The following is a 12,905-nucleotide window of genomic DNA, read 5'->3' as shown; positions in this document are numbered from 1 at the left end:
CCTACTTACACAGTTTTCCGGATAGTGTCAACTTTTAACTCTTAACTATAATTTATTTCAACGCTTGTTCCAAATCGGCAATTAAATCTTCAGCATCCTCAATCCCAACACTTAAACGAATTAATGAATCAGTTAAGCCAACCCTCAATCGTTCTTCTCTAGGAATAGCCGCATGTGTCATAGTTGACGGATGGCCACACAAAGACTCCACACCACCCAATGATTCGGCCAAAGAAAAGTAATAAAACTTTTCTAATATTTTCACTGCTGCCTCTTTAGTATCTTCTTTTAAGTTAAAAGAGATCATTCCACCAAAATCTCGCATTTGCTCTTTAGCTAAATGATGGTTTGGATGTGATTTCAAACCTGGCCAATATACCTTGTCTACTTTTGGATGATTTACCAGATATTCGGCTACTTTTTTTCCATTTTCACAATGTCTTTGCATGCGTAAATGAAGGGTTTTAATACCTCTTAATACAAGAAAGGAATCTTGAGGTCCAGGTACCCCCCCACAGGAATTCTGAAGAAATGCCAATTGCTGATGAATGGCATCGTCATTAACCACCACAGCTCCCATTACTACATCAGAATGCCCCCCTAAATATTTGGTTACAGAATGCATAACAATATCAGCACCCAGGTCCAACGGATTCTGTAAATAGGGAGTAGAGAATGTATTATCGACGGCCAATAGCACATTATGCTTTTTAGCAATAGCTGCAGCGCCTTTTATATCAATAATATTCATCATCGGATTAGTAGGCGTTTCCAGCCAAATCATCCGTGTTTTGTCATTGATATAATTTTCAATGTTATTAATATCTTCCATTCCAATAAAATGGAATTTAATACCTAGCCCTTCAAAAACCTTAGTAAAAATACGGTAAGTTCCTCCATAAAGGTCATTGGCACTGATCACCTCATCACCCGGCGATAATAGTTTGATGATGGTATCAATAGCTGCCAAACCCGAACCAAAACATAACCCGTGCTTTCCATTTTCCAAGGCCGCAATATTTTTTTCTAAAGCGTGACGAGTAGGGTTTTGAGTCCGAGAATATTCATACCCCTTATGGTCTCCCGGAGAGGCTTGAATATAGGTAGAAGTTTGGTAAATTGGGGTCATTATAGCCCCTGTAGCAGGATCCGGCTCCACCCCTGCATGTAACGCTTTTGTTCCGAATTTCATAGCAAATTGTTTAACTTTGCCGAAAGTTATACAATTTTTTCAAATACCAGAAAAAAGCCCTCTGGCATATCCCTGGAAAACACCCCTCAATATTATGTTCCTTTTAGAATTAGCCAAAGCCAATCGAAAATCTTTTTATCTCCTACTTTGGATGGGGACCCTGCCTCTACTAGTTAGCTCTGTAATTACCTATTATGCATTATCCTATGAGGAAAACATCCGTTTATTCGGAGCAATGGAATGGTTTGCATTTTTCCTTCTAAGCTGTTTCAGTATGGGCTTGGCTTTGACACCCACCACTTTCATAGCTATTGTAACCGGATATTTTTTGGGGATTCAAGCAGTAATCCCCATGTTAATTGCTTACCTAATTGCCTCCTTTATTGGTTACAACCTGACACATTTTATTGATAAAGGCACCTTTATCAATAGCTTGCGTGCAGTACCTTCAGTAAGTGATTTTATTCAAAAACTCAATACCCGTCAATTTGGGTTAATTGTTTTGTCTAGGATTTCTCCCGTACTCCCTTTTGCCATCATGAATGTGGTTTTGCCAGTGATAGGGATAAGACTTCGTTCTTTTTTATTGGCTGGATTTCTTGGAATGCTTCCACGTACTTTATTATTCATTTGGGTGGGCAGTCAGGCCAAAACGTTAAAAACCCTACTAGAAAAGGGAGAAAGAAACTCATTCCTAGAAGTTTCCTTTGTTTTACTACTTATCATTTCCATAATGGGTTTTTACGTTTATTTAAAGAATATTATTAGTAAAAAGCTGGAAAAGGGAACTAAAAAGGAAAATTAAGAATTAAGAATTACGAATTTGAGACCTTAATGCCCAATAGAAAAAGGTGATTAAGAATTACCAATTAGAAGATGGGAGAAGGGAATAGCAATGGCAATAGAAAAAATTAAGCCAAAACGAGCCATGTAATTATTATACCCCAGACACTTCCTGATCACTTTGTAAAAAGATCTATTTTTAATAAACAGCTACTAAATTGCTTGAGGGAAGGTGAATTTAGGTTTAAATGAGATTTTATTTGTCAGCTCCATACTACTTTTTATTAGTGTTTTGCTGAGCAACCCCTCCCGAAAATTTGGCATTCCCGAACTTTTGGTTTACCTGGGTGTCGGCATGGTAGTAGGCAACGGAGGCCAATATGATTTTGTTTATAACTACCCTCAAACAACGGAGTCTCTAAGCTTAATAGCACTTGGGTTTATCATTTTTACTGGCGGATTAGATACACGTTATGTACAAATCCAAGCGATTTTAAAAGAAGGATTATCTTTATCCACCTTAGGAGTTCTCCTCACTACCCTGATCACAGGTGGATTATTTTCTTTTTTTACCCCCTATTCCTTTACCGAAGGGCTATTGTTAGGAGCAATCGTTTCCTCTACCGATGCAGCGGCCGTTTTTTCCATATTACGTACCCAGAAAATTAGGCTTAAAGAACATATTGCCCCCACTCTGGAGTTGGAATCTGGATCAAACGACCCAATGGCTTATCTACTGACCATCAGTATAGCTAACTACCTAAATGGAACACTTACCAAACCTGTGTTTATTATTTCCGAATTTCTCTTCCAAATTATTGTAGGAGCAGGGTTTGGGTTAATCATGGGCAAACTATGTATTTGGTTTTTACATAAATTTCCCTTGAAAAATAAGGGATTATATCCAGTTTTGTTATTCTCTTGTGTATTATTCACCTTTACTAGCAGTAAGTTTCTTAATGGAAACAGTTTACTGGCCGTATACATCACCGGTTTAATCATTGGAAACTCCTCTTATCGACAAAAGATTGAAATCACAGAATTTTTTGAAGGCAACTCCTGGCTTATGCAGGTAAGTATGTTTCTATTATTGGGCTTACAATCATTTCCTCAACTTATTCTACCCCAAGCAGGTAAAGGTCTGTTGGTGGCCACTATTTTAATTTTTATTGCACGTCCTTTGAGCGTTTTACTTTGTTACCTACCTTACAAAGCTTCCTGGAAAAAGAAGATCTTTATTTCCTGGGTCGGTTTAAGAGGGGCCAGCCCCATCGTGTTTGCCATTTTCCCTGTTTTGCATGGGGTTGAACATGGGGAGGATTTTTTCAATATTGTTTTTTTTGTGGTACTTACCTCTGTCCTTATTCAGGGAAGCACTTTAACACCTATAGCCAAGTGGCTTGGATTAGTTGAGAAGGAAGTAGAATAAAAATGGGAAAGTGTGGATTTAGGAAGACCTTAAAGAGGTGCAGAGTTATGCATCTCTTTAAGGTTTTATCCCCCTCATTTTTCCCTGTTTACAAACTGTGCCAGTTTTGCTTCCAAAGCACCTAAATCTTTAGAATATGAAGGAAAATCGGGTTTTTTTTCCGGCATATTTTCCACATGTAAAGTTTGTGTTGGATAAGCAAATTCAACTCCCAACAATTGAGCAAGTTTCATTACTTCTAACAAAATTTCATGGCGTGCTTTAAGCTCAGCTCCCCAATCCGGAACCTTGAAGAAAATATAGAACATGATGTCCAGGGAAGAAGCACTCATATCATTAAAATAAATATGAAAGTTATCTTTTCGAGTATCTGGATGCTTCAAAACCACCTCTTTAAGACCCTTGGTAAATAAATCAATTAACTCAATGGGGGTATCATAACGAATTGTTAAAGTAGTATAAAACCTTCGGTAGGTTCGCATCCCATTATTATCAACGATCATATCTGCTAACATACCGTTAGGCACATAAGTCACAGAATTCCGGAATGTTCTGATTCGAGTAGAACGGAAACCCACCTCCTCCACAGTACCATCAAACTCTCCCGAGGTCACCCAATCCCCAATTTGAAAAGGCTTATCCAAAATAATCATAAAGGAGCCAAAGAAATTCTTAATGGTATCCTGTGCCGCTAAAGCTAAGGCAATACCACCAATAGACAGGGCGGCCAAAAGGGTCATCACATCTACACCTAAAATACCTAACACCCAATATGCACCTAAGGCAACAACGAAAAACTTAAGGGCCTTATTAACCATAGGGATGAGGGTATCATCCAAAGTACTTTTAGTTTTTGCAGCCAACCTGGCAAGAAATACAGACAATAAATCCGCTAAATGATAGAGAACACTGGCAAAAACAATGGCTATAGCCACTTTTAGTCCGTTCAACAAATATTTAGAAAAATCCGTTGGTAATTGGAGCATAAAAATGGTAAAACGGATAAAAATCAAAGTCACCGCAATACTAAAAGGTCGAACTATAGGCATAATATAGTTCTCTGCGATTTTCTCATACCCAATTTTACGTAACCAATTGAGAAAGCCTCTTTTCACCAAATAATTACTTAAACGGTATAATAAAAAGCTAATAATCAAGATGAGGCCAATGCCTACCAGTTGCCATGGATACAGCCCCAAAATCTTTTTAGAATGATTTTCATCAGATTGAACCAACCAGGAATTAAATTTCATTATCAATTTGTCGGTTCCAAAGGGAAAATCAAAAGCATACCGTTCTTTTATCCAGGAAGCAGCTTCAGAAGAAAACAACCATTTATCTCCCATTTTCTCCAAATATAATTCCGGATATTTTTCTATTAACACATAACGATGATAGGTGGAAACGCTATCCACAAAATTAGCCTCATCGGGGATATCATCCAGATTAAATACAATTACTTCCGCATTCAGAATTTGACTGAATTTTAATGCTAGATCCTTCGCTTGTCCTGAATCAAAATCCGTATTAAAAAGGGAAGCCGCTTTTGCAGGATTATAATTATCCTCCTGCATATTATTTAAAAAAGTATGTATACTCTGTCGGGGAGATGAAAGGTCAATATCTGAGGAAAAATTCCCACTTTGAGCACTTACAACATTAACTGCCCCCAAAAAACTAATAAGATATAAAAAAAGAAAAATCCGTTTTAGCATTCCTTTAATTTCATTTATTTCTTCAAAGATAGGCTATTTCCTCTTTTATTTTTAAAAATAAGCCCGTATTACAATAAAGTAGTTAGAATTAATCCCCTAAAAAACTGTCTTTCAAAATTATTCTCCCGAAAAAGATTGATTTAAGCAACTATCAGGATTCCCAAACATCTTTTTCATTTTTGATCGTAAAGCCGTGCTCCATGGTATAGAAAGATTCAGGTCCATCTTACAAAAAACAACTTTTTTAGGAAAACCAAAAACAATTTGAAACCAACCAAGTTGTATTACTAACACTCATTAAAAAAACTTGCCGTCGTCGTATAGTGTAGTGTTTGGATTAGATTTTTTTCATGTGAATTGGATTGAGACTATCTCTGCTTAACAAGGGGTAGTCTCTTTTTTTCTTTGTTATTAAATAAAAATTATTTTCAAAGGTTGAATAAAATCCAAAAAGAGGTTTCCTCAAACTCAATCAGTTAAAATAACTGAAAAATAAAAGGTTAAAACTCGACTAGGAACAGCTAACTAATTTAAATTTCAAAGTCGACTAAAGTTTCAACTTTATTGGTTGATTTTTACCATTTTCATTTCATATCCACTGTAATTAAACTCTTGGTAATTATCAATAAAAAGAAAACGAAGAGCTATTAAAGATTGGTATAAAATTTTAAAGAGGTAACTCAAAACTAAAATTGATAGGATTTGATTTCAAATTTACTCTTGTATACATGATAAACATCTAACTGATTTGAGCGGTTATAATAAATCAACCCTACCTTGAATCCGCTTTCAATAGGTTGATAATTCATCAGTTTTCCCTTCTCATTGTACAAAAAAGTAAATTCTTGATCAGGATCCGTAATAGCAAAAACGCCATTTCCCGTACCAAAATCATAAAATTGAATATATATTTCTTCGGGTGAAGCAATATCCTTTTCAAAAAGTCTATTTCCCTTTTGGTCAAAAAAAGTGAGTTTATTTTCATCCTTTCTGATAATAATGAAGGTTTTCTTTAATCCATCCACACATAATTGAAATTTACTTTTCTTAGTGGTTCTTTCAATTTGTTTTCTCTCTACTTCTTTTCCTAAAAGATTATAACTTACCACCAAGCCATCTTCAGTTATGGTACTAAGTAAAGTTTTTTCAAAGGTTGAACTTTCATGCACAAAAAAAGGATTAATTAATTCCAATTCGGTATCCTTTGGAAATCCAGGGTAATAATTTCCCCTACGATTCAGCATATGCAATTTGCCATTTTTTTGCAATGCAACTATACAATCTTTGCCCGAAATTCTGATATGAAAAGGAGGCATAGAAAGAGGTCCTCCCAAATTTATTCCCTCCCAACCTTCTAAAAGCTCCCCCTCTTTATTATACAAATACAACCGTCCTTCATCATCAGCAGCTAAAAAGCGAAATCGGCCAGATTTATCATAATCCACCAGAGACAAGTAAGCTATTTTTCTTTCCTTAATTACCTCCAGGGGGTAATGGGTTACCGAATTCCCTTTTCGATCCAGAATATGAAGAGCATGAGGTGTGGCAAAAAGAAACTGAAGTTTACTGTTTTGAAAAAAATCCAATTGGTAAACATCACTAATCAAAGGTCCATCCACAAGTTTTTTCCAAAGAACAGTTCCTTCACTATTCAACAAATAAAGGTTTTGAGCAGAATCTTGTAACACAACTTCCTTACTTCCATCAAGATGGCTTTTCACTACAAAGGGTTTTGAAGCGACCAATGCATCCAGATAAGAAGTCTGCTTAATTTCAAATTGATTGGCTTTGTTTTTTCTGTATTTCCCTTTCCAATTATCCAGGTGAATACCCAAACTTGTATAGAATTTCCCGTCACTTTCCACAAACTGCAAAGCCAAGTGATCCAAAGATTGGAGCTGATTGTTTCTTTGCTCCATAAAAGTCCTCCACTGAGGGTAAGAGGAGTTAATTAATCCCTTCCATGCACTCTCTGTATTAACATAAATTCCAAAATTGGTTTGGGCTATAACACTTTCTAAAAATGAATTATGTTTTACAGACCTGCCCCAAGTATTTTCTTCTTCTAGTTCATCAAAAAATTGTTTAAGGACAGATAATTGGTTAGCCATAATAAGATATCCCTGAAAATCGGTATAAAAACATTGTTCAAACCCTTTAAAATAGGGTCCCAGCATCAATTCAGGTAAATTTTCAATAGGCATTTCCCTTAGGAAATGATCTTTATATTTTTCTTCGTACAAGGCTAAATTTTGAGATGTAAAGCTTTGATGTGCTAATTCATTCCATTCCTTTGCAGAGTTGTTTTTTAATTTAAAAAAGGCCAGCTTTTCTGGGTTTTCGGGATTTACTGATTCCAGAATGGACAAAGCTATTTCTCCTTTAAAGTTTGCAGCAAGTTTTTCTACACTTAATCCGGTTTTTTTCCTTAGTTCTCGACGTTGTTTTTTTAAATCTGAAGAATTCTTTGCCAAAAACTCATCCATATTCCTCTGCCACAAAGACATATCGCTGATCGTCATATCATACAAAATAGCTGTGTGGTCCGGAACCAAATTTTTCACTTCCATTGCTCCCGGAATTTGCCCCTGAAAAACACTCAAGAAATAGTTACCCCCATTAACATTCGAGAATCCATCCCAGACTATATTTTCCCCCACTACAGATTGCCCCAATTGAGCATTAGCAGCTAATTGTTCTATCATTAAGGGAAAATGAGGTGTATCGGAGTTACTAAAAGAACGAAGAAAATCACCCCATTTGGAAAAGTTCAGATAGAACTGACTACTTTCTCTATGTACATTGGTAGAAGGAAGTGCAGCGTAAAGTTCTTCCTTCAATTGATTTTTATCTGGATTATCAATTTGCCGAACCACATCCTCTACCAAAAAAGATGTAAAACTGCCAACAAATATATTTTCATAAATCAGGTAGGTAAACTGAAATGAGCTCTCCTTGTCATTTATTTCATAAAGAACTTTATCTTGAAATGTACTTTCTCCAATGTAATAGCCAGCATCACTTTTAATAATATCCAAATATTTATCCATTAAACCCTGCCCTTGCTTATCATTTAGGGGGATATAAAAGATAAAATCTGCATAATTTCTTGAAATTACATGCAGGGAAGTAATAAGAGGATTCCTTTCAAATAAGTCATCCCACTTTTGGTTTTCATCGTTAAGGCTATCAAGGGAGGCCAGCTTTTTCCTTAAAGATCTAAAGCTAACCATATTTTCAATTATTCTATTTTGAGGGATATCGTTCATTTCTTCCCACCAAGTTGAAAAATTATCAGCCTCAAACAGGAACACAGCATCAGGAGGAACCAAGTCCCTTACTTTTTCAATTTCTACTAAATTCTTAAAATCAAAGCCCCTGTTATAAAAATGAAGGAAACCGGCCAAAATGAGGGCAAAAACAATGACGAAGGAAAGAGTTTTTTTCAATTTAATAGCCTTTAAAGTTTCATAAAAAAGTACGCGAAGAGCGCCATTTTAGCTTCTTTGTCATTTTGAGGAAAATACTTTAAGTATTCATCAAATGTAATGAAAATTAAATTTCGCAAACATTCTGTCAATCTTGAAAAATGTAAATAAAAACAAGAAACTGTTATAAAAATATTCAGATATCGAAAAATAAGAATTTCACAAATAACTTGCCAAAATTTCACATATTTTGAGAAAAAAATGTTATTATAAAAAACAAAAAATCATGTTCTTTTTTACCATTTTAATTGAAAAACTTCCTTCTTAATTCCTTTTTTATATTTTATTATTAAAAATTGAGCAAAATCTCTTTTTAGCCTTACTAAACAGAAAAAACAAACCTCATGAAAACCCATACTTTTGAAGTAATTACAGAAGATAAACTTAAATTAAAAGGCACAAAATGGACACCAGAAAAAAAGCCTAAAGTCGTGATCTGTCTTTTGCATGGTCTGGGTGAACATCAGGGAAGATATTCTTATGTAAATCATAAATTAGTACAAAATGATTACATTATTTATCAATATGATCAGCGAGGTCATGGAATTTCCGAAGGAAAACGTGGTCATACGCCCACTTATGATCATTTATTGAATGATGTTGATCTCATCCTTTCAAAAGCCAAAAAAGAAAACCCTAACCTTCCCTTATTGCTCTATGGCCACAGTTTTGGAGGAAATATAGTAATAAATTACGGCTTAAGACGTGCCTCAAATCATTTAAATGGTCTAATAGCCACTTCCCCTTTATTGAAATTAGGCTTTGAACCTCCTGCCTTTAAAGTGGCTTTAGCCAGTATTATGCAGAGAATTTATCCCGCTTATAGCGAGTCCAACTCCTTAGACCCAACTGAACTTAGTACCGATAAAAGCGTTGCTGAAGCTTACCTTCAAGACCCTTTAGTGCATAATCAAATCACAGCAGGTCTATTTTCACATACTTTTCAAGCAGCAGAATGGGCCATTGAAAACGCTCAAACACTAAAAACTCCTATGCTTCTGATGCATGGCAGCCAAGACAAAATTACTTCTCCAGAGGGAAGCAGACTATTTTCAAAAAACGCAATTGATAATAAAGTAGAGTTAAAAATTTGGGAAGGATTAAGACATGAACTTCACCAAGAATTTGAAAAAGAAAAGGTGCTGAATTATATACTAAATTGGATAGAGAAATTTTTTAACCAAAAAGAAAAATTAGAACCTCTAAAAAATTAAATCATATCATTTAGTTTCTATCAGAAATATATTGGTAACCAAAAAGCTAGGAGAATCACACTGTTTTTTTACGTACACTATCCAATTTCTTAAATCACAATTATTTAACCTCAATTTCACCAAAAGAAGGATTGGAAAGAAAACTCTGGTCTGTGAGACTTTCTAAAAAGGCTATGATGGCCTTTTTTTCTTTTTCACTCAGGGCTATTCCTACCCTCCCATCTTTCTGAACTAATAATGAATCCAGAGTTTTACTTTTCATCACACCGGTAGTGTAATGTTCCAAAACCTCCTCTAAAGTGGCAAAACGACCATCATGCATATAAGGCCCACTAAAAGCAATATTCCGTAAAGAAGGAGTTTTATATTTACCCAAATCCGAACTATCTCTGCTGATACGGAACCGGCCAAGTTTTTCACCTAAATACTGATCATTAAAAACACTATCCAAACCATTATTGTGATAGGAGTGATCAGTAAAGAAACCTTCGGTATGACAAGAGTTGCATTTTGTACGGTACAATTTTAAACCTTTCAAAGCTAAATCAGAAAGGGTAGTATCTCCCTTTAAGAATTGGTCATAAGAAGAATTAAATGAGATTATGGTGCGCTCAAATTGGGCTAAAGCCCTTGCTACATAAGCAGAACTAATAGAATCAATTTGGAAGGCCTTTTTAAAAAGTTTAGTATATTCTCCATCAGAATTCAATTCCGCAATCAGAATCTTTAAATCTTTTCCCATCTCATCCGCATGGGTTAAGGGACTAAACACCTGCGATTCCAAATCACGGGCACCTCCATCCCAAAAAAAAGCAGGTTGCCATGCCAAATTCACTAAAACAGGAGCATTTCGCAAAAGTTGATTTCCGGAAACTCCATTCCTACCCAAGGACTGACCATCCGAAAAAGCTAAATCCTGACGATGACAGCTAGCACAGGAAACCTCTCCATTGGCGGAAAGCAAAGGGTCAAAAAAAAGCTTTCTTCCTAACAACACTCCTGGTGTTGTAATGGGGTTTCTTTCAGGGGAAGGGATGGCTGTCCAATCTTCTTTTGGAAAATCCCGGGGGGTAAAGAAAAAAAAATAAAAAATCAGGCTGAAAATTAGGGCAGAAAATAACCTGACTATAACTTTCCCACTGAATGGCTTTCTCATAAGAAAGCTTGTTTATCGGATTTCAATCTTATCCAAGGTAAAAACTCCATGAGAAAAATTGTCCATAAGTTGAGAATCATCATGTGTATTGGAAAAAGTTCTAAAATTGATAGTGTGAGGGTTTTTAAATAAATCATCAAAATGAGCACTCAAATAAAAGTCATAATACCTTTCCTCCTCTACCCTTAAAACAGGGACTTCCAGTGGGTCCAAGTTAAACACCAATTCCTTATAATTTTCATCCTTACCTACATGGAATATTAGTTCTTTCCCATCACCCTGTTCTGGAAAATATACACCGTTAAAGCTTAAAAACTTATAGCCCGTTTCCCAATCCCAAATCATTTCATTAGCGGGGTCGAGAGCCCCTAACTGATCAATATTCTTATTGGCCAGGCTGTCAATTCCTAATGAAAACCGAATTTGGTCAAATTCTCCTACCGGCAAGTCATTTAATTTAATCAAATACTCTTCTGGCCCAACCACGTGCACCAGGTGATAACTTTCATTTAAGGTATATTCTGTCTGCTCTTCGTTATCTATAAAAGTGAGGTTACTGATATAATATTTTAAATCCGTTACAAAATATTGCTGTCCCAAAGCATTTTCATACGGCATATCATTGATCAACAAGGGCTCATTATTGATGGTATGGTAAATATGAATCCACAATTGTTCACGGGTAGGTTTTTCACTCTGACAAGAAAAAAGAAAAATCAAGGCGGAAAATAAACTGAGCTTTCGAAAAGATAATTTCGGGCAATTGAAAAGGGAATGCATCTTCATTTATTCAATAGGATTGGAAAATTCTGGATTATTAATAAATAAGGAATCACTTAATGTATGCAGAAACGCAATAATATCAGCTTTTTCCTCCTCAGTAAGGAACAACTTAATTCCCTTACTTTTATCGTACTCCACTTCATTACTTGCTTCAATAATCAAAGGATCTAGTGTTTCACTCAATTGAATATGTTCATTGTAGTGATCCAGTACCTCTTCCAGGGTTTGGAATCTGCCATCGTGCATATAGGGAGCAGTAAGGGCAATATTCCTCAGGGTTGGCACTTTAAATTTCCCTTTATCGGCTATAATTCCTGTAACAGACTCAAGGCCAGGAGCCAAATTTTGACCATTATCTAGTCCATTGTTACTAAATCCACCAAAGGTGGAACGTTCCCCACTGGTAATGGGATTTCTATGACAATCCCCACAATTTCCTCCTCTAACCTGGTTTTTGGGCTCAGGATGAGTGAAAAAAAGCCTTTCTCCCCTCTTCTCCTGTTCTGTTAATTGAACTTCACCCATTAAGCTCCTATCATAGGGTGAATTAAAAGAAATCAAAGTCCTTTGAAATTGTGCCAGGGCTTTAGCGATATTTTCACTACTTACTTGATCACTTCCAAAAGCCTTTTTAAACATATCAGGATAAGGAGGTGTATTTTGTAGTTTCTTAACGGTCTGATCCAAGCTCTGATGTAATTCAATTTCATCTTGAATAGGCTCTAAAGCCTGCTCTTCAAGACTTTCGGCTCGCCCGTTCCAGAAAAAACGGTTAGTCCAGGCCAAATTGGCTAAAGACATAGAATTCCGATCACCAGGTTCTCCCTTTACTCCCTTACTAAATTGATTTCCATCCGTAAAGGCTCTTGACTGCTGATGACAACTGGCACAAGACATGCTATTGTCGGCAGATAGGCGCTTTTCATAAAAAAGCCTTCGGCCCAAAGCCACTCCTTCCACAGTTAAAGGATTATCAGCTGGAATATCAGGAACCCCTACATAAGAAGGATAATCTAACACGTAGGATTGTGGTTTATGATTCGGTTCAGGGTCGGAAGAAAGCTGTTTGCAGGAGGTCATATAAAAGAGAAAATGGCAAAGAATAATATTCAACCAACCACTCTTACGGGCCATCTTGATAACTT

At 36.0% G+C, this 12,905-nt stretch carries 9 protein-coding genes; 3 read left to right on the top strand and 6 right to left on the bottom strand.

Features of this window, described 5'->3' with window-relative positions; translation table 11 throughout:
- Positions 1-52: 52 nt before the first annotated feature.
- Positions 53-1,192 carry a cystathionine gamma-synthase gene (locus E1171_RS17890; RefSeq protein ID WP_155207426.1) on the bottom strand — a complete coding sequence of 380 codons (1,140 nt, stop codon included), beginning with the start codon at positions 1,190-1,192 and terminating at the stop codon, positions 53-55.
- A 94-nt stretch (positions 1,193-1,286) separates the two neighbouring features.
- Between E1171_RS17890 and E1171_RS17885 the strand changes: the two genes are divergently transcribed.
- Together E1171_RS17885 and E1171_RS17880 are read left to right on the top strand one after the other, a co-directional pair.
- The gene (locus E1171_RS17885; RefSeq protein ID WP_155207425.1) at positions 1,287-1,997 is read left to right on the top strand and encodes a TVP38/TMEM64 family protein; all 711 of its coding nucleotides are present in this window, start codon (positions 1,287-1,289) and stop codon (positions 1,995-1,997) included.
- A 210-nt stretch (positions 1,998-2,207) separates the two neighbouring features.
- The gene (locus tag E1171_RS17880; RefSeq protein WP_155207424.1) at positions 2,208-3,404 is read left to right on the top strand and encodes a potassium/proton antiporter; all 1,197 of its coding nucleotides are present in this window, start codon (positions 2,208-2,210) and stop codon (positions 3,402-3,404) included.
- 74 nt (positions 3,405-3,478) lie between these two features.
- Here the strand turns inward: E1171_RS17880 and E1171_RS17875 are convergent, their stop codons facing one another.
- On the bottom strand, positions 3,479-5,119 hold the full coding sequence (locus E1171_RS17875) for a mechanosensitive ion channel family protein (protein ID WP_155207423.1): 1,641 nt from the start codon (positions 5,117-5,119) through the stop codon (positions 3,479-3,481).
- Positions 5,120-5,805: 686 nt separating this feature from the next.
- Positions 5,806-8,568, bottom strand: coding sequence for a hypothetical protein (locus E1171_RS17870; RefSeq protein WP_155207422.1), 2,763 nt, complete (start codon positions 8,566-8,568; stop codon positions 5,806-5,808).
- Positions 8,569-8,951: 383 nt separating this feature from the next.
- Here E1171_RS17870 and E1171_RS17865 point away from each other — a divergent pair, with 383 nt between their 5' ends.
- Positions 8,952-9,821: an alpha/beta hydrolase gene (locus E1171_RS17865; RefSeq protein ID WP_155207421.1), complete on the top strand. Its 870-nt coding sequence runs from the start codon at positions 8,952-8,954 to the stop codon at positions 9,819-9,821.
- A gap of 100 nt (positions 9,822-9,921) precedes the next feature.
- Here E1171_RS17865 and E1171_RS17860 read toward each other — a convergent pair whose 3' ends face one another.
- The 3 genes from E1171_RS17860 to E1171_RS17850 all read right to left on the bottom strand — a co-directional run.
- Positions 9,922-10,977, bottom strand: coding sequence for a cytochrome-c peroxidase (locus tag E1171_RS17860; protein ID WP_155207420.1), 1,056 nt, complete (start codon positions 10,975-10,977; stop codon positions 9,922-9,924).
- 12 nt (positions 10,978-10,989) lie between these two features.
- Entirely contained in the window at positions 10,990-11,757 is a 768-nt protein-coding gene (locus tag E1171_RS17855) for an MbnP family protein (protein WP_155207419.1), read from the bottom strand.
- Positions 11,758-11,763: 6 nt separating this feature from the next.
- Positions 11,764-12,905, bottom strand: a 1,142-nt coding sequence (locus tag E1171_RS17850) for a cytochrome-c peroxidase (RefSeq protein ID WP_343031452.1), incomplete at its 5' end; no start/stop codon positions are given.

The sequence above is a fragment of the Xanthovirga aplysinae genome, assembly GCF_009711365.1.
In the GTDB taxonomy this organism is placed as follows: Bacteria; Bacteroidota; Bacteroidia; order Cytophagales; family Cyclobacteriaceae; genus Xanthovirga; species Xanthovirga aplysinae.
Note: the sequence above shows the minus strand (reverse complement) of the source record. Positions and strands in the feature narration are given on the sequence as shown.

Excerpts from the sequence above, each read along its gene's own strand:
- E1171_RS17860 (WP_155207420.1), bottom strand. The coding sequence starts at position 10,977 with ATGAGAAAGCCATTCAGTGGGAAAGTTATAGTCAGGTTATTTTCTGCC.
- E1171_RS17865 (WP_155207421.1), top strand. The coding sequence starts at position 8,952 with ATGAAAACCCATACTTTTGAAGTAATTACAGAAGATAAACTTAAATTA.
- E1171_RS17885 (WP_155207425.1), top strand. The coding sequence starts at position 1,287 with ATGTTCCTTTTAGAATTAGCCAAAGCCAATCGAAAATCTTTTTATCTC.
- E1171_RS17890 (WP_155207426.1), bottom strand. The coding sequence starts at position 1,192 with ATGAAATTCGGAACAAAAGCGTTACATGCAGGGGTGGAGCCGGATCCT.
- E1171_RS17855 (WP_155207419.1), bottom strand. The coding sequence starts at position 11,757 with ATGCATTCCCTTTTCAATTGCCCGAAATTATCTTTTCGAAAGCTCAGT.
- E1171_RS17875 (WP_155207423.1), bottom strand. The coding sequence starts at position 5,119 with ATGCTAAAACGGATTTTTCTTTTTTTATATCTTATTAGTTTTTTGGGG.